This window comes from Actinokineospora sp. NPDC004072 (assembly GCF_053604195.1).
In genome coordinates this window covers 15,358-38,482 of the sequence record NZ_JBSGHB010000024.1, presented here as the reverse complement: position 1 = coordinate 38,482, position 23,125 = coordinate 15,358, and the positions used below count along the sequence as shown (strand labels likewise).

At 67.8% G+C, this 23,125-nt stretch carries 18 protein-coding genes and 1 pseudogene; 12 read left to right on the top strand and 7 right to left on the bottom strand.

Annotation, left to right across the window (positions count from 1 at the left end; translation table 11 throughout):
- Positions 1 to 127 precede the first annotated feature (127 nt).
- Positions 128 to 751, top strand: coding sequence for a ClpP family protease (locus ACWEPX_RS28940; RefSeq protein ID WP_451900420.1), 624 nt, complete (start codon positions 128 to 130; stop codon positions 749 to 751).
- Entirely contained in the window at positions 748 to 1,338 is a 591-nt protein-coding gene (locus ACWEPX_RS28935; RefSeq protein WP_451900419.1) for a ClpP family protease, read from the top strand. The genes ACWEPX_RS28940 and ACWEPX_RS28935 overlap by 4 nt, the downstream gene beginning before the upstream one ends.
- Before the next feature lie 580 nt (positions 1,339 to 1,918).
- Here ACWEPX_RS28935 and ACWEPX_RS28930 read toward each other — a convergent pair.
- Positions 1,919 to 2,266: a helix-turn-helix domain-containing protein gene (locus ACWEPX_RS28930; protein ID WP_451900418.1), complete on the bottom strand. Its 348-nt coding sequence runs from the start codon at positions 2,264 to 2,266 to the stop codon at positions 1,919 to 1,921.
- A 146-nt stretch (positions 2,267 to 2,412) separates the two neighbouring features.
- Between ACWEPX_RS28930 and ACWEPX_RS28925 the strand changes: the two genes are divergently transcribed.
- Together ACWEPX_RS28925 and ACWEPX_RS28920 are read left to right on the top strand one after the other, a co-directional pair.
- Positions 2,413 to 2,874, top strand: coding sequence for a VOC family protein (locus ACWEPX_RS28925; RefSeq protein WP_451900417.1), 462 nt, complete (start codon positions 2,413 to 2,415; stop codon positions 2,872 to 2,874).
- Between the two features lie 140 nt (positions 2,875 to 3,014).
- A complete protein-coding gene (locus ACWEPX_RS28920) occupies positions 3,015 to 3,518 on the top strand; it encodes a hypothetical protein (protein WP_451900416.1) in 504 nt (167 codons plus the stop codon).
- 57 nt (positions 3,519 to 3,575) lie between these two features.
- On the opposite strand, the gene ACWEPX_RS28915 is transcribed toward ACWEPX_RS28920, so the two are convergent.
- Positions 3,576 to 4,004, bottom strand: coding sequence for a hypothetical protein (locus ACWEPX_RS28915; protein WP_451900415.1), 429 nt, complete (start codon positions 4,002 to 4,004; stop codon positions 3,576 to 3,578).
- 176 nt (positions 4,005 to 4,180) lie between these two features.
- Between ACWEPX_RS28915 and ACWEPX_RS28910 the strand changes: the two genes are divergently transcribed.
- From ACWEPX_RS28910 to ACWEPX_RS28880, 7 genes and pseudogenes are all read left to right on the top strand, one after another.
- A complete protein-coding gene (locus tag ACWEPX_RS28910) occupies positions 4,181 to 4,552 on the top strand; it encodes a YciI family protein (protein ID WP_451900414.1) in 372 nt (123 codons plus the stop codon).
- Positions 4,549 to 5,815: pseudogene (locus tag ACWEPX_RS28905) on the top strand (RNA polymerase sigma factor). The gene ACWEPX_RS28910 and the pseudogene ACWEPX_RS28905 overlap by 4 nt, the downstream one beginning before the upstream one ends.
- Positions 5,816 to 6,253: 438 nt before the next feature.
- Complete coding sequence (locus ACWEPX_RS28900; RefSeq protein ID WP_451900413.1) at positions 6,254 to 7,273, top strand: L-tyrosine/L-tryptophan isonitrile synthase family protein; 1,020 nt, start codon at positions 6,254 to 6,256, stop codon at positions 7,271 to 7,273.
- Positions 7,270 to 8,070 carry a TauD/TfdA dioxygenase family protein gene (locus tag ACWEPX_RS28895; protein WP_451900412.1) on the top strand — a complete coding sequence of 267 codons (801 nt, stop codon included), beginning with the start codon at positions 7,270 to 7,272 and terminating at the stop codon, positions 8,068 to 8,070. The genes ACWEPX_RS28900 and ACWEPX_RS28895 overlap by 4 nt, the downstream gene beginning before the upstream one ends.
- A 45-nt stretch (positions 8,071 to 8,115) precedes the next feature.
- Positions 8,116 to 9,099, top strand: coding sequence for a UbiA family prenyltransferase (locus tag ACWEPX_RS28890; RefSeq protein WP_451900411.1), 984 nt, complete (start codon positions 8,116 to 8,118; stop codon positions 9,097 to 9,099).
- Positions 9,100 to 9,173: 74 nt separating this feature from the next.
- Positions 9,174 to 9,710 (top strand): EF-hand domain-containing protein, encoded by a 537-nt coding sequence (locus tag ACWEPX_RS28885; RefSeq protein ID WP_451900410.1) that lies wholly within the window; start codon positions 9,174 to 9,176, stop codon positions 9,708 to 9,710.
- A 71-nt stretch (positions 9,711 to 9,781) separates the two neighbouring features.
- On the top strand, positions 9,782 to 9,943 hold the full coding sequence (locus tag ACWEPX_RS28880) for a hypothetical protein (RefSeq protein WP_451900409.1): 162 nt from the start codon (positions 9,782 to 9,784) through the stop codon (positions 9,941 to 9,943).
- Between the two features lie 194 nt (positions 9,944 to 10,137).
- Here ACWEPX_RS28880 and drmC read toward each other — a convergent pair whose 3' ends face one another.
- The 4 genes from drmC to ACWEPX_RS28860 all read right to left on the bottom strand — a co-directional run bounded on the left by drmC (position 10,138) and on the right by ACWEPX_RS28860 (position 17,669).
- The gene (gene drmC / locus ACWEPX_RS28875) at positions 10,138 to 10,908 is read right to left on the bottom strand and encodes a DISARM system phospholipase D-like protein DrmC (RefSeq protein WP_451900408.1); all 771 of its coding nucleotides are present in this window, start codon (positions 10,906 to 10,908) and stop codon (positions 10,138 to 10,140) included.
- Positions 10,905 to 12,812: a DrmB family protein gene (drmB, locus tag ACWEPX_RS28870; protein ID WP_451900407.1), complete on the bottom strand. Its 1,908-nt coding sequence runs from the start codon at positions 12,810 to 12,812 to the stop codon at positions 10,905 to 10,907. The genes drmC and drmB overlap by 4 nt, the downstream gene beginning before the upstream one ends.
- Positions 12,809 to 16,666, bottom strand: a complete 3,858-nt coding sequence (gene drmA, locus ACWEPX_RS28865; RefSeq protein WP_451900406.1) for a DISARM system helicase DrmA — start codon at positions 16,664 to 16,666, stop codon at positions 12,809 to 12,811. Before drmA ends, drmB begins: the two co-directional genes overlap by 4 nt.
- A 133-nt stretch (positions 16,667 to 16,799) precedes the next feature.
- On the bottom strand, positions 16,800 to 17,669 hold the full coding sequence (locus ACWEPX_RS28860; RefSeq protein WP_451900405.1) for a tyrosine-type recombinase/integrase: 870 nt from the start codon (positions 17,667 to 17,669) through the stop codon (positions 16,800 to 16,802).
- 263 nt (positions 17,670 to 17,932) lie between these two features.
- On the opposite strand from ACWEPX_RS28860, the gene ACWEPX_RS28855 reads away from it, so the two are divergent.
- A complete protein-coding gene (locus ACWEPX_RS28855; RefSeq protein WP_451900404.1) occupies positions 17,933 to 18,898 on the top strand; it encodes a type IIL restriction-modification enzyme MmeI in 966 nt (321 codons plus the stop codon).
- 1 nt (position 18,899) lies between these two features.
- On the opposite strand, the gene ACWEPX_RS28850 is transcribed toward ACWEPX_RS28855, so the two are convergent.
- Entirely contained in the window at positions 18,900 to 23,099 is a 4,200-nt protein-coding gene (locus ACWEPX_RS28850; protein ID WP_451900403.1) for an Eco57I restriction-modification methylase domain-containing protein, read from the bottom strand.
- Positions 23,100 to 23,125 lie beyond the last annotated feature (26 nt).

The window sequence follows — 23,125 nt, the reverse complement described above, 5'->3', positions numbered from 1 at the left end:
CGCCTGCCGGGGGGCAGGCGTTGTTTGGTCTACTGTGGACTGTTAGAGGTTGCCGCTCTGCTGACGGCGGATCTGCCCACAGCAGAGAAAGCAGCGCGCACAGCGGGAGTGGCGGCAACCTCGAAGCATGACGAACGAGAAGCAGCCGATGTTCGACCACCGGCTCCGCGAGCGCCTCTACAGCCAACGGGTGCTGGTGCTCGACGGGGTCCTCGACGACGACAACGGCACGGTCCTGGCCACCCAGCTGCTCGCGCTGGCGGCCGAGGACCCCGCCAAGGACATCGCGTTGTGGATCCACTCGCCGGGCGGGTCGGTGCCGTCCATGTTGGCGATCCGCGACGTGATGCGGCTGGTGCCGTGCGACGTGTCGACGCTCGCGCTGGGGCTGGCGTGCAGCGCGGGGCAGTTCCTGCTGTCGGCGGGCACCCCGGGCAAGCGCTACGCCCTGCCGCACGCCCGCATCCTGATGCACCAGGGCTCGGCGGGCATCGGCGGGTCGGCCGTCGAGGTCGAGGTGCAGGCCGACGACCTGCGGCACACCCGGGACACGGTCCTGGGCCTCATCGCCGCCGACACCGGGCAGCCGGTCGAGCGCATCTTCGCCGACTCCCTCCACGACCGCTGGTTCACCACCGAGCAGGCCCGCGAGTACGGCTTCATCGACCACATCGTCGACACCATCGGCCAGGTGATCCCCACGCGCACGCAGGCGCTGGGGCTGGGTTCGCAGACGGGGGAACGCGCATGAGCACCTACACCATCCCGAACGTCATCACCCGCGTCGCAGGCGGCGAGCGGATCATGGACGTCTACTCGCACCTGCTCTCCGAGCGCATCGTCTACTTGGGCACGGGCATCGACTCCGGGGTGGCCAACGCCCTGATCGCCCAACTGCTGTTCCTGGAGGCCGACAACCCCGACCAGGAGATCAACCTCTACATCAACTGCGAGGGCGGCGACCCGGCCGCCATGCTCGCCCTCTACGACACCATGCGGTTCATCAAGGCCCCCGTCGTCACCACATGCGTCGGCCAGGCCGTCGCCGCGGGCGCGGTCCTGCTGGCCGCAGGCGTCCCCGGCCGCCGAGCCGTCCTCCGCCACGCCCGCGTGGTCCTCCACCAACCCGCCGCCCAAGGCCGAGGCACCATCCCCGACCTGATCCTCCAAGCCGACGAGGTGATCCGCGTCCGCACCCAGCTGGAGGAAATCCTCTCCACCCACACCGGCAACCCCATCCCCCAACTCCGCCACGACACCGACCGCGACCGAGTCTTCAACGCCCAGGAAGCAGTGGCCTACGGCCTAGCCGACCAAGTCCTCGACCACCGCGCCTAACCCCCGAGCCGCCCTGAAGCCCAGCCAGCGAACCACCGGGGTCGCCGCGAACCCCACCCAGCGAGCCACCGGAGCCGCCCTGAAGCCCAGCCCAGCGAGCCATCGAGGCCGCCGCGAAGCCCAGCCCAGTGAACCACCGGAGCCGCCCCGAACGGGCAACACCGCGGCGGTGCAACCCAACCCGCGCCGAGTCGGCCGACCGCGTTGGGTCGACCAAGCAGACGGGAACGGCCAAGGCGCGCCGGTTCGGCCAGTCGCGGCAGGCTGCCCAAGGCGTGGCGAGGTCCGCCAAGCGCGCCAGGTCGGTCAAGCGCGCCAGGTCGGCCAAGCGCGCCGGGCTGACCGGCCGTGGCTGCGCCAGCCGAGCCCAGCACGAGCGCTCGACCGCAGCCCCACGCCGGTGCTGTCAGGCCGCCATGAGCACCGGGCCTTGCGGCTACCGCCGCACCAGCGAGGTCCGGTGCGCTGCTGACCGCAGCTCCCGCCCCAGTGCCGTCTGGCCGCATGAGCGCGGCCCTGCGGTCGTCGCCGCACCAGCGAGGTCCGGGTGCGCTGGTGACCGCGCCCCACACCCGTGCCGTCAGGCCGCCATGAGCACTGGGCCCTGGGGTCGTCGCCGGAGCAGGGTAGTCCGGGTGCGGTGGCGGCGGACGTCGCCTGCGATGGTGGTGAGCAGGTCGGCCAGGTCGAGGCCCAGGGCGCCGGTGACGGCGGCGATCATCTCGCTGGACGGCTCCTTGCGGCCGCGTTCGATCTCCGAGAGGTACTGCGGGGAGATGCCCGCCCGCTCGGCGATGTCGACCAGCCTGCCGCCCTGCTGCTCCCGCGTCGCCCGCAGGGTGCGGCCCAGCGCGGCGCGCCACAGCGGGTCCGGCTCGTCGTCGGGGGCCGGGCTGCGGTTCGGGGGGAACGGGAGGACGTCAGCCATGACCGCCATCCTGGCACCCCCGCCACCCCGCCGGGCAGCCCTTCCGCTCCCAGCGGAACGCAGCACCCCGATCGAGGGAACCGGGACTGTCCGCCTGCGATGCGAGGATGTCTCGCGGTAACGCGCCCCCCGGATCGGAGCCTCCCATGAGCCGCCACGTCCAGATCACCTTCGACGCCCACGACCCCCGCGCCCTGTCCACCTTCTGGTGCGCCGCCCTGGGCTACGTCCACCCCGGCCCACCCGGCGTCGAGCTGCCGGCGGGCGCGGACCCGCTGGCCGCGTGGGACGACTTCCTCGCCCGCATCGGCGTCCCCGAGGACCAGCGCAACACCAGGTCGGCCATCGAGGACCCCGACGGCCAGGGGCCGCGGCTGTTCTTCCAGCAGGTCCCCGAGGACAAGGTCGCCAAGAACCGCGTCCACCTCGACGTCCGCGCCGCCCCCGGGCTGGCGGGCGAGGAGCGGATGGCCGCCCTGGAGGCCGAGGCCGCCCGCCTGGCCGCGCTCGGCGCGACCCGGCTGGCCCGCCACGAGCCCGCTCCGCCCATGAGCGCGGGCTTCATCGTCATGGCCGACCCCGAGGGCAACGAGTTCTGCCTGGACTGAGCAGCGCTGCGTGACCACCCCGCCGCCCGACCCGGGGACCCGCCGCGAGGTGGGGTGAACCGCGGCGGGCGGCGGCATCCGGCCCCTGGGGGCGGGGGTAGTACCCGACCCCGACCGCCAACCCAGGGAAAGGATGCTCCATGCGACGCGATTGGCTCCGGGTCTGCACGCTCCTCACCGCCGCGGTCGCGGGCGCGGCGACGGCGAACGCGCCCGCGGCGGTGGCCCAGGACGAGACCTGCTACATCAAATACCAGGTCAACTCCGGCGAACTGGTGGACAACACCCACTTCATGGCCGCCTTCGACGACCCCGACAGCAACCAGCCCGGCGCCTACATCGCGGGCACCGACGTCCACTTCGAGAAGCTGGAGAAGGGCTGGACGACCGGGAAGACGGGGAAGATCAGCTGCTACGTCGCCACCCACCCCGACAACAAGCGCTTCCTCGCGGGCAGCACCCGGAGCAAGGCCAAGCGCACCACGATCCACAACCTGGTCGCCGAGGTCTACGACACCCGCCCCGGCCAGGCCGACGTGTGCAAGAAGCAGTACTCGTGGTCCAGCAGCTCGGGCCTGTTCATCATGGGCCTGCACCTCCTGCGCTGGGAGGTCACCAAGACCGGCGACTGCACCAACACCTGACGCCACACGCTGATCACGCCCCTCACCGGCAGGCGAGGGGCGTGATCAGAACCGCTGTCAGATCCGGGTCATGGTGGACTGGTACCCACCCCCGCCCGGGTAGACCCACTCCCCGGTGACCGCGGTGCCGTCGGCGTCGAACGTGCCCCGGTAGTAGGCCGGGCTGCCCTTCGCGCCGCCCCAGATCGTCAGCGTGTCGCCGGTCAGCTCGTAGACGTAGTCGAGGGTGTTGCCGGTCGAGTCGTAGAACCGGGACACCACGTCCGTGCCCGCGGGCTCGCCGAACGGGCGCAGGTTGCCGATCACCTCCAGGCCGGTGACCGGCTGCCCGAACTGGGTCAGCTCGACGTGCTGGAGCAGGAAGAACCGGCCGGGCATCCACTCGTACCGCACGGTCCCCTCGGTCCCGCCGGTCACCGCCCACGTGCCGACCAGCCGGTCCAGGGCCTGCAGGTCGGCGCTCGGCTGGATGGTGCTCTCGGACATCGCGTCCTCCTCGGATTGCTTGCTGTGCGCCGGTACCACGGAGCCGCCCCCACCCCCTCGACACCGCTCGCTGGTGACCTACGTCACGCGGTCGCCATGTCGAGGCGCGACGCACGGCGACGTGGTTGCGGCTGGAGCCCGTACCGTTGCCGGGCGCGACAAGGAAGAGGGATCACGTGAAGTACCTGCTGCTCGGCTACACCCCCGCTGCCGCATGGGACGCCGCCACCGCCGACGCCCCCTCCGCCGAGGCGCTGGCCGCGTTCGCCGCCTACCAGGAGTTCGAGCAGGAGCTGGTCGAGTCCGGCGAGTTCGTCAGCAGCGAGGGCCTCGGCCACCCCGCGGTCAGCACCACCGTCCGCAGGACGGCCGACGGCGTGGTGGCGACCGACGGGCCGTTCGCCGAGCTCAAGGAGGTGCTGGCCAGCTTCGCCGTGATCGACGTCGCAGGCCACGAGCGCGCCGTGGAGATCGCCGCGCGCATCGTCGACGTGCTGGGCGAGCCGATCGAGATCCGCCCGATCATGGGGGAGGACTTCGGGGCGTGAGCGAGCGCGCCGCGACCGTCGAGCACCTGCTGCGCACCGAGGCGCCGCAGGTGCTCGGCGCGCTGGTGCGGCGGTTCGGCCAGTTCGACGTCGCCGAGGACGCGGTGCAGGAGGCGCTGCTCGCCGCGAGCCGGACGTGGCCGGACAGCGGCGTGCCGGAGAACCCGCGCAGCTGGCTCATCCGCATCGGCTACCGCAAGATGGTCGACCTGCTGCGCTCCGACCAGGCCCGGCGCAGGCGCGAGCAGGAGGCCGGGCTGGCCGAGCTGGCCCTGCGCGAGCCGGGCGGCCTGCCTGCGCCGCCGATCACCGACGACAGCCTCACCCTGCTGCTGCTCTGCTGCCACCCTGCGCTGTCCCCCACCTCCCAGGTGGCGCTGACGCTGCGCGCGGTCGGCGGCCTGACCACCGCCGAGATCGCCCACGCCCACGGCACCACCGAGAACACGATGGGCACCCGGATCAGCCGCGCCAAGCAGCAGCTCGCCCGCGCGGGCGCCCGCTTCACCCCGCCCACCGACGCCGACCGCGCCAGCCGGATGACCGCCGTCCTGCAAGTCCTCTACCTGATCTTCAACGAGGGCTACACGACCTCCGCGGGCGCCGAGCTGACCCGCGTCGACCTCACGCACGAGGCGATCCGGCTCACCCGCATGCTCCGCGGCACCCTGCCCGCCGACGACCCGATGGCCGCCGAGGCGACCGGCCTGCTGGCCCTCATGCTGCTCAGAGGCGCGGCAGCCCGCCCGCACCGGCGAGGACGGCGAACTGGTCCCGCTGGAGGAGCAGGACCGGACGCGGTGGCGCACCGACCTCATCCGCGAGGGCACCGCCCTGATCGACGGCGTCTGGCAGCGCCGCGAGATCGGCCCCTACCAGCTCCAGGCCGCGATCGCCGCGGTCCACGCCGCCGCGGCGGAGCCCGGGCAGACCGACTGGCCGCAGATCGCCGCGCTCTACCTCTGGCTCGAACGCCTCGCCCCCACCGCGCCGGTGCGCCTCAGCCGCGTCGTCGCCGTCGCCAAGGCGTACGGCCCCGAACGGGGCCTGGCGCTGCTCGACGACCTCAACCGCCGCCACCACCTGGACCAGAACCCCCTGACCCACCAGCGGGAACGCGCCGTCCGCGCCCACCTGCTCCAGATGACCGGCGGCACCACCGACGCGGCCGCCCTCTACCGCGAGGCGGCCAGCCTCACCGTCAACCACGTCGAGCGGCGGTACCTCCGCGACAAGGCCGATCACCTCGACCCACCGGGCTGACGGGGACCACCCACCCCATCCGACGAACCCGGCCGCGGCGGAACGCGATCGGCCCCGTCCCGGTTGGACCCACTGACGTGGTGCTCGTTGATGTTCACCGTTGAGTGGCGCGACCCGGGGCCGATCACGCGGGGTGACCCGTTAACCCGCCGGGGGCCGAACCCCGCCTCACTCGATCCGGTCGGAATTGCGCGGATTACTCGAAGCGTGAAAATGAGCCCGATCACCCTTTCGTGCAGCCGCGCGGGGGATCAACACCGGTGCTAGCGTCGGGAATGCAAAGAACGGACAATTGGCCGCCGCGGCGCATTTCCCGTCGTGGCCTGGCGGAAAGGGTGCGATGCGTGGTGGTGGTCAGGTGAACCGGCGGCTCCCGAATTCTGCGGAAGAGTTCCACCCGTCCATTCAGCGCGGTGCTGCCCGGTGGGGCCGCAGGTCATGACCCAAACGCTGGAGCCGGACGCGGGGGAGTCCGGGGCGCAGGCCCGACCGGCCGACCCGCTGCCGGTGCGCAGGACGATTCGGCAGGTCCTGGCCCTGGTGTTCCGCGCCCGCCGGACCGAGTCCCCGGCCGACCCGTGCGTGCTGCGGCCGTGCGAGGAGTGCTACGCGGTGCACTGGGAGCGGACCAGAGGCGCCATTCTGCGCGGCGAGCCGATCCATTTCGTGATCCCGGGCTTCCCGGCGAAGTCGCGCAATCCGCGCAAGGTGGTCGGCTCGCTGCCCGACTTGGGGGAGCGGCTGGCGGTGGAGTTCCTGCAATCGTTCTGCGAGCACGTCGCCCACGTCTATCCGCCCGGCGCGCGAATCACGATCTGCTCCGACGGGCACGTCTTCTCCGACCTGCTGGGAATTCCGGACGCGGACGTGACCGGCTACCGCGAGGAATTGCGCCGCATCATCCAGGCGACCGGTGGCGGCGCGGTCGGGCTCTACTCCCTCGACGACGCCTTCGGCCGCGAGGCCTACGACGCCATGCGCGAGCGCCTGGTCTCCCGGTACGCCACCCCGGTGGAGGAGATCCGCCGCCAGGTGCGCTCGGACGCCGCGACCCGCTCGCTGTTCAACGGGATGCACCGGTTCATGGTCGAGGACCAGGCGCCGCTGCACCCGGGCCTGAGCCGCAGCAAGCTGCGCGTGGCCTGCAAGGACCTCGCCTACGCGATGATCCAGCGCAGCCGGGCCTGGGGCGAGCTGGTCGGGGAGGCGTTCCCGGACTCGCTGCGGCTGTCCATCCACCCCCAGCCCTGCCACGCCCGCAAGATCGGCTTCCACCTGATCCGGACCAGGGACAGCTGGCTGACCCCGTGGCACGGCGTGGTCGTCGACGACGGCATGGCCTACACGCTGGTCAAGCGCAGCCAGGCCGAGGCCATGAACGCCTCGCTGATCTGGCGCAACGGCAGGCCGAGCCACTACGTGCACCCGCGGGTGCCCGCCGAGGAGGTCGCATCGTGACCAGCCAGGCCGCAACCCCCACCCGGATCGCGCTGGAGCCCTTCGGCCAGGTGGTGACCGCCGACGGCCCCGCCGACCTGCGCGACATCCCGCCAGCCACCCTGGAGCGCTGGACCATCGAGTCCAAGGTGACCGTGCTGCGCGGCTTCCCCCTGCTGGCCAAGGACGAGCTGATCGCCTACGCCGGGAGCTGGGGGGAGATCCTGCGCTGGGACTTCGGCGAGGTCCTCGACCTGGTCGTCCAGGAGAACCCGAGCAACTACCTGTTCGCCAGGGGCGACGTGCCGTTCCACTGGGACGGCGCCTTCGCCGCGGCCACCCCCCGGTTCTTCCTCTTCCAGTGCGTGCGCGCCCCGCGGGCGGGCGGCGGCGGTGAGACCGTCTTCTGCGACACCACCGCGGTCATCGAGCGGGCGGACGCGGCGACCCGCGAGCGGTGGGCGTCGGTCAGCATCACCTACCGGACCGACAAGGTGGAGCACTACGGCGGCCGGACCACCGCCGCGCTGCTGGCCACCCACCCGGCAACCGGCGCGCCGATCATCCGCTACGCCGAGCCGCTGCCGCCCGGGGACTACCTGAACCCGCTGTTCCTCACCGTGTCCGGCATCCCCGAGCCCGAGGTGCCCGCCTTCCTGGCCGACCTGCGCGAGCGGCTGCACGCGCCCGAGGTCTGCTACCACCACCAGTGGCGCGACGGGGACATCGTCGTCGTCGACAACCACGCGCTCGTGCACGGCCGCAACGCCTTCCGCGACGACCCGTCCCGGCACCTGCAGCGCATCCAAATCCTCTGATGACACCGGTCGACCGCGGCGTCGACCAGCGGAACGAGGGAGCGTATGACCGTTAGCGATGGCGCCCCGGCGGCGTCCACCCGCACCGCCGACCCCGCCGCCCGGCTCGGGTTCCGGCGCCGCCTGCTCTACCTGGCCCGCATCCGGCGCATCGAGTTCCTCGCGGTCGAGGTCGCGATCTACCTGATCCCGCCGCTGCTGATCCTGGGCTCCGGCGCCGAGCTGCTCGGCCCCACGTACCTGATCGCGTTCCTGACGGCGCTGTGCGGCATCCACTTCATCGACATGACCAACGTCGTCGCCGACCGCGACCTCGACGCGATCTACAAGACCAGGCTCTCCGACGCGGTGTACGGGCTCGGCGTGCGCAACGTGCGCTGGCAGCTGCGGGTCACCGGGGCGGCGGCGCTCGGCCTGGGCTGCTACCTCTGGGCGACCACCGGCCGCTGGGAGGTCCCCGCGCTGGTCGCGGCGACGCTGGTCCTGGGCGCGCAGTACTCGATCCCGCCGCTGCACCTCAAGGGCGCGGGCATCTGGCAGATCCCGGCGCTCATCCTGATCCTGTACTGGCTGCCGATGCTGATGATCACCAACGCCCTGCCCGGCCCGGTCGGCTGGCCGGTGCTCGCCGCGATCGCGGGCTTCGGGGTCAGCCAGATCGGCGTCGTGCTGGTCAACACCGCCGAGGACTGGCCGGAGGACGAGGCGTTCGACATCCGCACCTGCGTGCGCGTGATGGGGCTGAGCCGGTCGATGGGCGTCGCCACCGGCATGGTCGCCATCGGCGGCGGCACGGCCTGCGCCGCGGTCTACGCCCTCGGCGGGCCGACCGTGGGCCTGGGCCTGATGGTCGCGGCCGTCGTCTTCACCGCCGCGCACGTCGCGGGGACCTGGCGGGCCGTCCACGGCCGGTCCATCGAGGACGCCCTGCAGGCCCTGCGGCCGCGGGCGAAGCTGGTCCCGCTGCAGATCGCGCTGGGCGGCTGGACCACCGTCGCCGCCGCGGCGTTCGTCATCGCGGGCCGGTGAGCAACCGACTTCCGGAACAGGCCGACCGTTCCGGGCAGCACAGCACCACTCCGTCCGAGAAGAAAGGCAGCACCGTGACCGCCACCATCCAGGACAGCCGCCTCAAGCGCCGATTCGAGCTGTGGGACTCCAACGGCGACGGGGCGATCGACAAGTCCGACTACGAGAACGAGGCCAAGCGCATCCTCAAGGCGTTCGGCGAGCAGGAGAGCAGCATCAAGGGCCGCGCGCTGCTGTCGGCCTACCGGGAGATGTGGGACAAGCTCGTCGACCGGGCCGACGTCAGCCGCGACGGGGCGGTGAGCTTCGACGAGTTCCAGAACGTGGGCGAGCAGGAGCTCATCCAGGGCGGCAACGCGGGCTTCGACCGCTCCCTGCGCCCGACCATCGAGGCCATCGCCAACATCTGCGACACCGACGGCGACGGCCGCATCAGCCCGCCGGAGTTCAAGCGCTGGATGAAGGCGATGAACGTCGACGAGCAGGCCGCGGACACCGCCTTCAAGAAGATCGACACCGACCGCGACGGCGCCCTGACCGTCGAGGAAATCGTCGCCGCCCTGCGCGACTACCACCAGGGCAAGAACGACATCCCCCTCCTCGGCGCCTGACCCACCAGCCGTGGTGCGGTCCACGACCCCTTCGTGGACCGCACCGCAACCCCCGAACCGAGGAGACCCGCATGTCCATCCCACCCCCCTCCACCCCCGAAGAAGACGACGACGCCGTCACCATCCCCGGCAACTCCCTGACCGACGCCACCAAAGCCCAATGGGACACCTCCGCTGACACCACCTCAATCCACTCCTCCCTCTCCCTCCAGCCAGACGAGGACGAGCCCTGACCAACCTCTTCCAGCCCAGCACCTCGGCTTGGCACGAGAAACCCGCCTGAGCAGCAGAAGCTGCCCAGGCGGGTTTCCAATTGCGCAGCTGAGGGGATGACCACCAGCGTCAGCCGAGTGGTAAGCACTGCTCGACTGGTCTTCGCCTCACCGGTCGTTCATCCTCGTGTCCGAACCGGGGTTTGCTGGGACGGTTACTTCAACGGCCGCAGCACTCCCCGTCGTTGCAGCTCCTTGACGTGCTCTGCGGAGCGGGCCGGGGCGGTGCCGCCGCGGATCAGAACGCCTGCTTCGATGTTGTGATGCGCTCCGGAGGCAGTCAGGTTCGCGCTGCTGAGGAAGAGCACCCGTCGGTCCGCCACCAGGATCTTCGCGTGCTGCCGAGCACCTCGTTCCTCCCGCTGGTCCAGTGGCCAGTGCCAGAGTCGCACGGCCGTGAACCCGACCAGTTCCGAGAAAGCCCGGGCTGGTTCGGGACCGCTCAGCAGACCGCCAGCACCCTGGATCGTCTCCACCACGATGTCCACCTCCACTCCGCGCTCCGCCGCTGCACGTAGGGCCGCCGTCAACGGCTTGTAGGCAGCAGCGGAATAGGTCATCGCCAGAACCTCCGTCGTCGCCTGACCGACAACAGAGACCAGCACCTGGGCTGTTGACCGGACCGGTACCCCGGGAGTGGGTGGTCCACTCCACACCGGCTGCACCTCTGTCAGTTCCCGCTGCTGCGTCCAAGCGGCTGCGAAGCCGCGTAGATACATCGCCGCCTCGCTAGTGGATATGCCAGCGAGGTCCAAAGCGTTCAACAGGCGATTGACGGTAGGGCCTGCGGTACGCATCCGAACCGCGTGCAGGATGTACGCACGACTGCGCCCCTCAGCCAACCGCCCCGCGAGGTCATTGACCTGGGCGGGTCCGAGCACGGTGACCGCTTCGGCGGCTGCCGCCTCGAACTCCGCGCTGCTCATCCCGTCAGCTCCTTCGGGGACAGCACGATGGACGGGTCGTCGCCGATTGGCACGAGAAAGCTCCGATCGAGGAAGCGGTTGCCCCGCTCGCACGTCGTCTCCGAGACGAAGAGGCAGACGTGGCACGCTGCGCCGTGGAGGAAATCGGCAGGGGCCTGAGGAAGCCGGTCCGCGCATAACGGGTCCGAAGAGCAGTGGAGGGCGCTGGCCAAGGCGCTTCGCACGATCCGCTCGAAGTGTTCCTCCTCGGCGAGCGTTACCAAGCCGCCGAGAGTGCCTTCAGAGTCCGGCACGGCGGTGTAGATGAGGATGCCGGTTCGGGGGTCGTCCTCGGTGCCCGCGTAGATGCGCTCCGCAAGGCTGGCCGAACCGTATCCGCAATCGAGCGCGATCGCTCTGATCAGCAAGTGCGACAAGGTGTGCAAGGCGATGTAGCGCTCGCCGGGCCAGCCGCGCTCCGGATCGAACGCGCCGGTGAGCCGATCAGAACGGCGGTTGGTTCGGAAACGCTTGTAAGCCTCCAGATGAGCGGCCATCTGCGCCGACTTCTCGACCCTGGTGACCCAGTCGGTGACCAGGCCTTCGTCGAGCCTGAGGAAGATCCCCTCACCGCGAACCTCGCTCGCCGGGATCCACTTCTGCGAAGTGCGGCTGAGTTCGACGCGGGTTACCAGGTCGGGGTCTTCCGGGTCCGGCGCGTCAAGTCTGGTGAACCCGATAAGGGCCCGGGCTTCACGCAATCTCTCGACTTGGCGGATGTGCGAGAACAGGCCGGTGAGCGAGTTGGGCACGGGGACATGCACCAGGGCGAAGTCGTCCGTGGGGCTAGGTACCTTGACTGCTGAGAGCGTTTCCCACTCTGGGGTCAACAGGTCTTCTTGGCCGACCTTCTGCGGCATGGCGGCTCCTGCTTGCGCAGCATGTCGGGCCTGTACGGCGGCGATCAAGGCGGTTGGATCATGCTCTTGGAGGTAGCTGAACATGGGGATGCTGACCAGCAGGTCATAGGCAGCCTGGCTGGTCACCCCGCGTAGTTCCTCCCATCGCGCCTCGACCAGCTTCGCCGTCCCTTCACCGCCGGTCTGCGGCAGCGCGAGAGCGCTTAGCGTGATCGGGAACCACTGGTTGGACGCGCCTGCCACCAGCAGCATCGCCGACTGGTCGCATCCTTCGGTGTCGAAGGCATCCAGGTGCGGGTGCCTGCCCCGGCATGCAGGCAGGTTCTGCTCACCCTGCGCTCCCTGGGCTTCCTGGATGTTGCGGCGCATGCCGCACGGTGTGCAACTGATCGTGACCCTGGCCGCTTGGTTTCCACCGTGGTCGAACATCTTCATCCGCGGCACGGAAACTCCCTTGGGACAGGATCCGCCGTGATGGACGAAGGCGATGTAGGGGAACTCGTCGAGGTGCCCGGCAGTGCAGGCGAGTAGGAAGCGGGCGGCCACGGCCAGCGGCTCCTTCTTCCTCGTTCCGCAGCCGACATGAGTGAACCTGGCTTCATGCGGAGCTCTCGGTATTGAGTTCGCGAAGCGGAACGTGCCCGAATCAAGCGAACCCAGTTCGTTGCACGCGGTACAGCGCAGCCATTGCGGGAACGGGATAACCGGCGCACCGATCTGCTGGGCAGCTTCGCCCTTGGGGTCTTGGTCCGCGCCCTCCATCCACGGGGCTGACCGCAGCTCGGTGATCTGGTCCGACCCATAGAGTTGTAGCGCACGGTTGACGGCGGTGCGGAGTCGCGGTTCGTCCACGTGGTAGTCGTGCACCCCGCTGTAGGACCACGACTCCAGACCTTTGACCAGAACGGAGAAGTTCGGCAGGTCGACCAGTGAGCCGATGCCACCGGTGTACATCAGGTGGCTGGGCCGTGCCGCGCCAACTCTGCGGTAGTACGAGCCGCTCATCCCTGAGCCCCCTCCACGTTGCGGTTCGCATCGTTCGGTGGCCTGAACCGCCACGCTGGGCCGCTCTGCCCGGCGAAGTCACCACCTCCAGGGAAGAGCAGATTGATCTCGTTCTCCGTCTCGCGCAGAGACTGCGGCACTGTCAACTCGTCCCACCGGCCGCCATCTGCGTTCTTCAGCAGCCCGGCGACATTCTGATCCTTGAGCCTCTTCTCCCTGTAGCCGAGGCTGGCTTCGATCTCCCGCCGGTTGCGCCAAGAGTCCTTCAGCGCCTCGATCCGCTCCTTGAAGTAGCCTCGAGCTAGCTCACCCCTGACCGCCTCCGCTCGGTCCAGCAGGCGCTTCTCCACTCGCTGGGCAATCGGTCCGTCAAGGTCGAGGGTCCCGGCGTCGAGGTTGTGCGAGTGCTCGAAGGCAGCATGTCGAATAGCGGTGATGTACGTGAGCGCGGTGCCTCGATCCAACGCCCGCCGGGTGTAGGGCGTGACGGACAAGGCTTCCACCTGGCGGTAGAAGGTCGAGTGGTAGTGCTCGAAGTCCTCGAAATGGGCCAGGTCTCGCGGCCGGGTCCAGTTGTAGAGGGTGACGACGAGACCGGGTCGCTGCGGGTCACGTCCCACGCGGGAGGATGCTTGGATGTACTCGGCGGTGTTCTTCGGCTGGCCAACCACCATCATCAGCCCGAATCGCGACACGTCGACGCCGACCTGCAGCATCGAGGTGGCCAGCACCGCGTCGACGCCCTTGTGTTCCTGGCTCGCTCCTTGACCGCGGGGTTTGCGAGGAGGTTTGCTCTTGATGGCGTCAGCCACCTCCGCAGCGAAGGCCTTGCGTCGCAGACTGGTGTCGTGCTCGGGGTCGAAGCCCGTTTCCAACCTGCGCAGAGCCGTGTTGATGTCTGCCGAGGAAACCCGTGAGGTCAGCTCCTGGATCGTGAGCATCCCGGACTTGGTGACGATGCGGTCGGCGATCCCCTTGGCGGAGCCGTTGCGGCGCACCCTGGTGGTGATGTCGTCGTCCAGGTACCGGCGCATACCCGCCAGTTCGCGAGTGGCGTTGAAGTAGCCGACCAGAGTCATGTAGGGGTCTGCGGGAGCCCCGTACTGGTCGAACAGGTCCTGCCCGGCCAGCAGCAGAATTTCCGCAAGCCTGATCTCGGCGGCCTTGATGCGGAAGCCGTGGGCGCAGACACCAAGGTAGCGTCGCCCGGGCTGGTTCTTGGTCACGGGGACTTGGAGCGAGAAGAAGGTGTTTCCCGCATCGACCACCTGGGGCGGGAAGACCGCAACCTTGCGTCCGAACACCCCGAGCACCTGTTCTGCAGCGCGCTTGGTGGTCGCGGTAGAAGCAATGATCTTAGGCCCGACCTCGTGCTCACCGCCTTCCGCGTCGGTGTAGGACCAGGTGCACAGTTGGTCGACCGCTGACTCGAACAGGCCGACCGTGGTACCCAGCGCACCGGAGATCAGATGCATCTCGTCCTGGACGATCAGATCCGGCGGGCGCAGTTGGGCGACAGGTTGTGAAACGACCTTGCCCAGGCCACCTTGAACCTTGCCGCCGCGGTTGTTCCGGTGGTGGCCGCCGCAGCCGATTTCCTGGTCCAGGTCCTCGTGTCGGTAGCCATGCCGGGGGCACAGCTGGGAGACCCGACCGAAGAGCAAGCCTGCCCACCCTCGCCAGGGCAGCTGGGCGAGCTTGTCGACCGTGGCGATCAGCAGGCTGGGGACGAGACGGTAGATCTCCTCGTCCACGGTGAGGATCGGCAGTCCCTCGTTTGGCGAGAGGCGCCGGGAGAATGGACAGGCGTCTTTACCCTCACCGCGGGGGCAATAGACGAAGACGCGACGGAGGTCGTCATCGGTGGACAGGTCGCGATGGGCGCTTAAGGCCTCCCCGCACCAAGGGCAGCTGAGCACCTGCAAGGCGCGGGCGGCCTTGCCGTGCCCTGCCTCCCGCGCTTCGGCGACCTGCTCGGCGGCTTCCTTGTACCAGTTCGGGGAAACGGTTCCACCGACCCACATGCCGATGCGGAAGGGCGTGGCCCCCCATCGGGGATCAGGAGCGGTCACCCAGGCTCCCGCCTCATCGCGAACCCCGTCGTACGCCTTGCGGCGCAGCACCTCGGCGGCGCACACCAGCGCGGCGGCTCGCTGGAACTGCTGCGCGGTGAGGAGCCGCAGGGTGTAGCGCATTAGAACGGCGACACCGGCTTCGCCGCTGCGGGCGTCCGGACCGCTGCCGAGGGTTCCCTGGAGGCGGCGCAGCGCGAAGGTGTACGCGGCCAGGCCGAGGTATGCCTCGGTCTTTCCACCACCGGTGGGGAAGAAGAGCAGGTCGACCAGTGCCTCGTGACCGGTGCCGCGGTGGGGGTGCGCGGGGTTGCTGAGGGAGGCCAGGTTCAGCAGGACGAATGCGAGCTGGAAGGGGTACCAGCTCGCAGCCGCTTCACCCCTGCTGTCGATTTCCGCCTTGGCTTGCCGGTACGTCAGCGAGCCGTCCTCGGAGGCAGCGCGCAGGTTGACCAGAGCGGTGTTGCGACGCTGAAGTGCCATCGCCTGGTTGGCGAAGCGGAAAGCCTCGAGTGCGAGGGGGTCGGAGAGCAGGGTGTCGATGCCCTCAGAGATCCGGGCACAGATGTCCTGGGCATCGTCGATGGCCACTTCGGCGCTGGTCTTCAGCTCCTCGGGAAGCCGCTGCGCGTCCATGCGCTGCTGGACGAGCCAGGTCGCGTAACCGTCCGAGAGCGGCCGAAGGGCGGTGACGAGTTGCTCGCGGTGCGCGGGAACTGCAAGGGCGGAAAGCTTGTCCATGGAGAGTTCGAGACCGGTCAGGAGGGCTTGTCGCTCGACGCCGGGCGCGGTGGTCGCGGCGACGTCGTAAACGGGTAGCCAGGTGGTGACGAGTTGGTACGCGCGGCGTTCACCCTTCCGCACCTCGGGGTGCACGGCTACGTTGCGGCCGACGGCATAACGCAAGTGGTCGCGGTAGAGGAGCCGCAAGCGGCGTTCTTCGGGATCCTCGGACGCTCGCCGGGCGTTGCCAGGGAACAGGGGGTCGTCGATCGGCAGGAAGACGGCCGAGCCCTCGGTCGAGCCGGTGACTTCGAGCTTGGTCTGGAAGAGCCAGTTGGCGTCGCGCAGGTCGCGTGCCTCGTCCAGAGCATTGACGAGAGCGATCTCCACGACGCGCAGCTCCGTGCTGCTTTCGCCGTCGGAACCTTCGCTCCGACTTCGTACCTTGACCCGAAGCTGGACCGATGGCTGGTCAACGTGCCCGCCCTCCAGGAGGTGGGGCTCTTGGTCGCCGACGGTGCTCACGGCGATCTGCCGTTTGTGGCGGACCGGTCGACGAATCCAGCGACGGGTGGATCGGGCGGAGTCGGACAGTGACTCACTCTGGGTGTAGCTGCCCCAGGATGCCACGACGCTGATCTCGCCGATCGATGCGGGAACAACAAAGGACAATCCCATGGAGGATGCCCAGATCCGGCCAGCGACCTGTGGTGTGAGCAGCTCCGGGAGCTCGGCGTCCTGACCGCCTCCTTCACCGCTGAACCTGGCTGCGTCGTCATCTTCTTGCGCCGCCCTGCGGGCTGCCGCGTTGTGGTCCTTGGCCTCAGCGGGTATGCGCTTAGGGCCCAGCATGCCGACGAGATAGCGGTCGAGGGGGCCGGCCGAGTGCGGCGGCAGCTCTTCGAACTCGCCGTCCCAGGGGCCGAGGAGATCGCGGGAGATGTACTCCCCGAGCGCGCTCCGCACGTCATGCGAGTCGCTCGCCAGGAAACTCTGCGGCACCTCGTCGATGGGATGCGGTACCGCGTAGCCCTTGGCGCCGGGCTGCTGATCGGGCATGAACGAAGTCCTCTCCCATCGACCGGTACTGGTGCTGAGAGTATCGAGCGGGTGAGCGCGAAGCGGACCTCCGCAAAATCGAATACACCTCATTATCGGGCGTTGTTCGTCCGGTCCGTCATTTGAGTAGAGCTCATTTTCGCGGCGGGATCCTGCCCTGCCGGGCTGGTCCACAAGTCGAGCAGGGCTCGGAGCCCCGCCTCTTCGGCGTCGATCGGGTTCCCTGAGGATCCGCACCCGGCAACGCATAAGCGACCACGTGCATCTGATCGTCCGCCACAGCCGCGTACCCGGCCGTTGTCGCTGGTGACGAATGCCTCATGAGGCGCTGGGTGAGCAGGAGGTCACGTCCGGATGATCGGTACACGGCTGTGCCGTAACGGTGTCGGAGCTGGTGATACCGCATCCGGATGCCAAGTCTGGAGGCCGCGGTCGCGACCGATCGAGATACCCGCTCCGGCCGCACCCCGGGCCACAGCGGACCGCTCTTCGTCAGATCCAGAGCATCGAGGACAACCGGTGGAACGGGGACGACGTCGGTGCGCCCACCCTTACCGGTCACCCTCAGGACGATTTCGCCGCCGTCCCCCGTGATCACATCGCCAGCGGAGAGTTTCGCCGTCTCATGGGCACGAAGGCCGCAGAACGCGCCGAGCAGCACCCACAATTTTCGCGGGCCCTGTTGAGCGTCCACCAGCTTCTTCAGGTCCTGCTCGGAGAGCGGGTCGGGCGTGGACCTCGGCGCAGGGGGCTTGCGGATCCCTTCGATCAGATCGACCCCCAGCCACTTGCCGAACACCTTGAGGTGGTTCAAGTAGGTTCGCCGGGACCAGGGGCGAAGGTCCCGGTCCGCGAAGTACGCCACCACGCAGTCGAGCGTGAGCTTGCTGGCAGTTGTCCCAGCGTGGCGCGCGATCGCCTTGACGCACCGCACGCGAGCTCCGATCGTGTTCCGTGAGTAACCATCGGCACGCTGCGCTTCGATGAACCCCTCGATATCCATGAGCGACATCATGGACTGGCGAGGTTGTGCACAGATACCGGCGCTCATCAAGTTCGCGCCGACCCAGTGCCACGGGCTCGAGTCGTCGGCTTGCTCTGCGGCGGAGGGCTATCGCTACTCGGCCTGCCGCCCTCTCCTGATTCACGCCAAGGACCTGCTGGCATGCGGCTACGGCGTCCACTTCGAGAGTTAGTCACCTCCTCTCCGCAGACGACGGGTGCCGTCTGGTATCCAACCGAGGGCGATCGTTCCAAGGATCGAACGTGCTCGGCAAGGGCTTCATCCTCACCCCCGACCAGGCAGACGCCCTACTCCAACGCGACCCCCGCAACCAGGACATCCTCTTCCCCTACCTCAACGGCGAAGACCTCAACACCCGCCCCGACTGCACCGCAAGCCGCTGGGTGATCAACTTCCACGACTGGCCCGAGGAACGAGCCCGCACCTACCCCGACGCCTTCGCCATCATCGAACGCGACGTCAAACCCGAACGAGCCAAGAACAACGATCAGCGCCGCCGCGAGATCTGGTGGCGGTTCACTCGTCCAGCCATGGATCTCTACAACGCTATCGCCGACCTTGACCGAATCCTGGTGGTAGCACGTGTCAGCAAGACGGCTCTCCCCGTGTTCGTACGTACGGGACAAGTGGTCAGCGAGACAGCGGTTGTCTTTGCTACCGATGATTTCGCGGACCTTGCTCTCCTCAGCAGCAACTTTCACTACAGCTGGGCTATTGCACGAGGATCCAGCCTCAAAGGCGATCTTCGATATACTCCATCTGACATTTATGAGACACTCCCGCGGCCGGTCAGCACGGCCGCAGCCAAAAATGCGGGGGTGATACTCGATAAAACTCGATCGATGATCATGAAGAGTCGAGGGATAGGGCTCACGAAGCTCTACAACATGGTCCATGACAGTTCTATCAACGATCGCGATATCGCCACTCTTAGGGATGTGCACGTAGAGCTCGACAGAGCCGTATCTGATGCGTACAAATGGGGCGACTTTCCTCTGCATCACGGGTTCCATAACACTGATCGGGGAGTTAGATTTACTGTAGCCCCCTTCGTGAGGATTGAAGTGCTGGATCGACTGCTTGCACTTAATCATGCGCAGAATTCTTCCGTCGGGAGATTAGGGGCGTCAGTCGATGGAGAGGTGGCCGATTTGCGAAAGGCCACGTCAGAACGCCTTCCATCAGGGCTGGAAGGCGCGCTCTTTTGACCTAAACGTTGAAAATGGTGTTCTCCATGGGGGTACTGACCGTCGTAGCGCGCGCAATCGGTCTCGTTGTCACGGAGGGCAGGACCTCGTTTGCGGAACGCGCGTACCGCACGTGATTGAGTTCGAGAAGTCGGTCTAATATCTCGACCCTTGTCGCAGGCTTGACGGTAAATCGGACGCCCTGCCTAGTTTCGTAAAAGCCGTGGGACAGGTCTAGGTCGGTCCAGTCGTAGCTTTCAGCCACCGACTCGTCCAGGCTTGAATGGATCTCGCGAAGTGTTTGAATGTCTGAGTCTAAGACGGAACTGTCGTGGATCATGTGGTAGAGCCGCGTCAATCCCGCTTGCCGTTCGATCATGATTGCGCGTCGCGTCGTATCCAGCGCATCTCCTGCTTCTTCCATTCGAACGGTCGACGCGGGTCGCGGAAAGGTTTCATAGATGTCGGACGGTGAATAGTTGAGATCTGCCTTCATTGTTGATGAGTATCGCCACGCCCAGGAGGTGTGGAAGGTGCTGGATAATAGAGCGAGGTCCGCGGATCGGTTGGTAGCAAAGACTGCGAGCTTATGTGCCAGGACCTGTCGAGCCAGCACTCGTGCTGGCATAACGGTTCTGCTGACGAGTGCTACCACCAGGATTCGGTCAAGGTCGGCGATGGCTCTGACCATGGCTGGTCGCTTCTCTGCGTACTGCCACCAGTAGTCGCGATAGACCTTCCGATTGTTCGCCATGCGTATGGGTTTGACGTCGCGTTCGATGATGGCGAAGGCGTCGGGGTAGGTGCGGGCTCGTTCCTCGGGCCAGTCGTGGAAGTTGATCACCCAGCGGCTTGCGGTGCAGTCGGGGCGGGTGTTGAGGTCTTCGCCGTTGAGGTAGGGGAAGAGGATGTCCTGGTTGCGGGGGTCGCGTTGGAGTAGGGCGTCTGCCTGGTCGGGGGTGAGGATGAAGCCCTTGCCGAGCACGTTCGATCCTTGGAACGATCGCCCTCGGTTGGATACCAGACGGTACGGCTTGCCCGAGACTCGTGACTTCGGATCCAGAGAAGGCGTGATACCACGCACTGCCACGTCGTCCAACACCCGCGACGCCTCTGGAGCGACCGGAGCAGCGCTGGACCACACGGCGCAGTACTCCAGGGCTGCGGACTTGGACGGCCACGGGGCGCTCTTCACCGCTCGGCGGATCTCGATGCCATCTTCCGTCAGTTGGTCGAGCCCGACTTCCCTGGTATCACCCTGGGCCAGGGTATTGGTCGCGATGAGTCCCGTCTGTCCTCGTGCGTTCAGCAACTGGTGTGCGCGCAACGCGAAGTACGCCACGAGGTCAGCGCTACCTCGTCGACCTCGTCCGATCGCTAGGACGAGGTACTCGCGGTACGCCTGGCCCAAGGTTCCCGTCAGCTTCTGTCCCCCCAGAAATGGCGGGTTACCCACTACCGCGTCGAAGCCGCCCTGGTCGAACACCTCCGGAAACACGAGTGGCCAGTGAACCGGCTCGCGGACCAAGCCGTCGTCCGGTCGGTCCTTGGCCAGCCACTCCATCGCACGAAGGCGAGCCTTGTGCACTACCTCCGCGTCATCAGCGGTGCGTGGTGAAGCGACTTCCCCTGCCAGCAAGGCGGCTTCTTCGTGCTCAGCGTCGCGCGACGTCCCGGCTGTGACCAGAGCGGCGCCAGCCGCCAAGTCGCCAACGAGCGTCAATCGCCCCATGTGCTTGCGCGCTGTGTCCAGCAGTTGGCGCTTGCGGTCCAGGCTCGCGAGGTCGGTCCCTTCGATCTTCGTGATAGCCCGCCTCTCTTCCGCGACGCTCCCGACCCGGGTGCGCACGCCGGCTGTCCAATCCCAAAGTCGATCCCTGTGCAGCCTGTGACCGACGTTTGCGTCCAAGTGGACGACCTCGACCTGGTCCAACGAGGTGACACCCAGCAGTGAGTCGCCCACCACCAACCGATCGTCGAGGAAGGTGAACGGTCGATGCGGGTCCATGGAGACCAGCCACAACGAGAGCTTGGCCATCTCCACCGCCATCGGGTTGATGTCCACCCCGTAGAGGCAGTGTTCTATGACCTGGCGCTTGGCCTTGATCACCACCGGGTCGGTGTCGTTCTCCATCCCGGATACTGTCGGGAGGGCGCCTGAGCGGAAGGCGGTAGCGGCCTCGTGACCTTCCCTCACCCAGGCGTCGATCAGCTTCTCCGCCAGGTAACGACAGGCCGCGACGAGAAACGCCGCCGACCCCATGGCGATGTCCGTCACCTTCAGTGACAGGATCTCCTGCGAGGACCGCAGGACCCAGGCCGCCTCATCGGCCGTCTCCAGGGGGCCTGGGGCGTAGACCAGCGGCTGTAGGGCGCCTTTCACCACCTTCTCCGCGAGGAATCGCGGTGTGTAGTGCGTGCCGGTGTTCTTGCGCGTGGCGGAGTCCGTGACGTACAGCGACCCCGCACCGATCACCAGGGGCAGATCGCGCAGGTCACGGCGGATGAGTGCGAAGAAGGGCAGCAACCGGGCGACGAGCGCCGTGTCCCCGGTGACCACGTGGAGCAGCCGCTCAGCTTCCACCCTGTCCGACTCGGACAGCGGGGCGAGCTTCTTCTCCAAGGCGGCTGCCGAGCCGATGCCGGAGTTCTTGTGCGCTTCGGCGAGCCGTTTCGCGAGCCCTCTGACGTCCACCGGGCCGATAGCCCCAGCTCCGATCCCGTGCGGGCGGGCGAGCTGTTCGAGGTAGGTCAGCAAGACCTCGTCCTCCAGGCCACTCCTGCCAATGAGCCCGACCACCGTGTCTTCGGCACGTCGGCCGTCGTAAGAGAGCAGACCTTCGTAGACGTAGCCGATCTGCTCGACGTCGAGGGTGCGGAAGGTGAGCGTCCGGCGCTCGGCGTTTCTGCCGGTGCCAATGGTGACGTGCTGGACGGCTTGGAGCATGTGGAGCACTGTCAGGTCATTAATGGGCAGGAGAGGCGTGTAACCGGCCGACTCCGCGTCGGTACCCGGCGCTGGCAAACCTTCGAGCCACCAGTAGGCCTTCGGGTCGAAGATCGAGCCGTCGTAAGCGTGCAGGTGGAACTCCGGGTGGTCCACGCCCCCGTACACAGCGTGGAAGAGAGCGATCAGCCGGTGCCAGGCCGCCGTGCTCTGCTCTAGCTCCGCGGTGGTGCCCAACGCCGCTCGGGCTTCGAGTTCGGCGCACAGGCCGCCCGCCGAGTACGCCTTGGCGTAGATCTCGTTGTCCGCCGGAAGCAGGCCGCGCTCCTCGGCGAAGAGCAGGAAGACGACGCGCATCATCACCGCGACCGCGCCCCGGTAGACCTGCGAGGCTTGGACGCCTTGGGCGTCGAGGCCAGGTTCCCCGCGTTCCACGGCACGGGTGTCGGCCCTGCCGATGGCATCGACGAGCAATTCGACGGCCTGGCGGACCTGAACGCCGAGGGCTTCGGTGACGTCCTCCTGCTTGCCGAGGCTCTTGCGCAGCAGTTGCGGCAGGGTCTGGTCGTCGAGGACGCTGAAGAAGCGGGATCTGCGCAGCAGGGAGATGAACGCGCGAACGACCTCGCGTTCGGCGGCTTCGTTCCAGCCCACCGCGTCGAACTGCGCTGTGGCAGTGACCCCGCCCGCAGGGGCCCAGACGAGGCACCACCAGCGACCGTCGGTGACGAGACCGAGTTCGATGCGGTGGTGGCGAAGGAGACGCGCCATGCGATCGGCGGGGGTCGCGGCCCAGCCGTCACCGTCTTTGAGACGGGAGGTGGGAGGGTTGCCTGCCGGGATGGTCATGCCGAGCAGCGGGATGCTCTTGGTGATGTCGCCGGAGTCGTTGGCCGGGTCGCTGTCCGGCTCGATGAGGATGAAGTCGGGGCGCAGCGTGGTGTCGTGTTCGAGGACGGGTAGGGCGAGGCGGTCGAGGAGCGGATCCTCGCCCCCGGTGGGTAAGTGCAGCGCGTCGTCCCACTCGAGGAGGTCATGGAGCAGGTAGGCGATCCATTCGTCGCGGCCCGCGGAGGGGTCGTCGGACCATAAGCCGTGATGGAGGCGTAAAGGCGCGCGCTGTTCCCTTTCCAGGGGGTCCAGAGTGGGCCACGTTTCGAGCAGGACAGGCAAGGTGAGGAACGGCCCGGTGATCTCGACGAGGTTGAGCCAGTCTTTGTGCTGGCGTCGGCCATCGGTGGCGCGGGAGAGCGCGGCGGCCTGTCCGGCGTTCATGCCGCGACGGGAGGCGGCGTTGCGGG

Coding starts and splice junctions, on each gene's coding strand:
- ACWEPX_RS28940 (WP_451900420.1), top strand. CDS start 128: ATGACGAACGAGAAGCAGCCGATGTTCGACCACCGGCTCCGCGAGCGC.
- ACWEPX_RS28935 (WP_451900419.1), top strand. CDS start 748: ATGAGCACCTACACCATCCCGAACGTCATCACCCGCGTCGCAGGCGGC.
- ACWEPX_RS28930 (WP_451900418.1), bottom strand. CDS start 2,266: ATGGCTGACGTCCTCCCGTTCCCCCCGAACCGCAGCCCGGCCCCCGAC.
- ACWEPX_RS28925 (WP_451900417.1), top strand. CDS start 2,413: ATGAGCCGCCACGTCCAGATCACCTTCGACGCCCACGACCCCCGCGCC.
- ACWEPX_RS28920 (WP_451900416.1), top strand. CDS start 3,015: ATGCGACGCGATTGGCTCCGGGTCTGCACGCTCCTCACCGCCGCGGTC.
- ACWEPX_RS28915 (WP_451900415.1), bottom strand. CDS start 4,004: ATGTCCGAGAGCACCATCCAGCCGAGCGCCGACCTGCAGGCCCTGGAC.
- ACWEPX_RS28900 (WP_451900413.1), top strand. CDS start 6,254: ATGACCCAAACGCTGGAGCCGGACGCGGGGGAGTCCGGGGCGCAGGCC.
- ACWEPX_RS28890 (WP_451900411.1), top strand. CDS start 8,116: ATGACCGTTAGCGATGGCGCCCCGGCGGCGTCCACCCGCACCGCCGAC.
- ACWEPX_RS28880 (WP_451900409.1), top strand. CDS start 9,782: ATGTCCATCCCACCCCCCTCCACCCCCGAAGAAGACGACGACGCCGTC.
- drmC (WP_451900408.1), bottom strand. CDS start 10,908: ATGAGCAGCGCGGAGTTCGAGGCGGCAGCCGCCGAAGCGGTCACCGTG.
- drmB (WP_451900407.1), bottom strand. CDS start 12,812: ATGAGCGGCTCGTACTACCGCAGAGTTGGCGCGGCACGGCCCAGCCAC.
- drmA (WP_451900406.1), bottom strand. CDS start 16,666: ATGCCCGATCAGCAGCCCGGCGCCAAGGGCTACGCGGTACCGCATCCC.
- ACWEPX_RS28860 (WP_451900405.1), bottom strand. CDS start 17,669: ATGGATATCGAGGGGTTCATCGAAGCGCAGCGTGCCGATGGTTACTCA.
- ACWEPX_RS28850 (WP_451900403.1), bottom strand. CDS start 23,099: ATGAACGCCGGACAGGCCGCCGCGCTCTCCCGCGCCACCGATGGCCGA.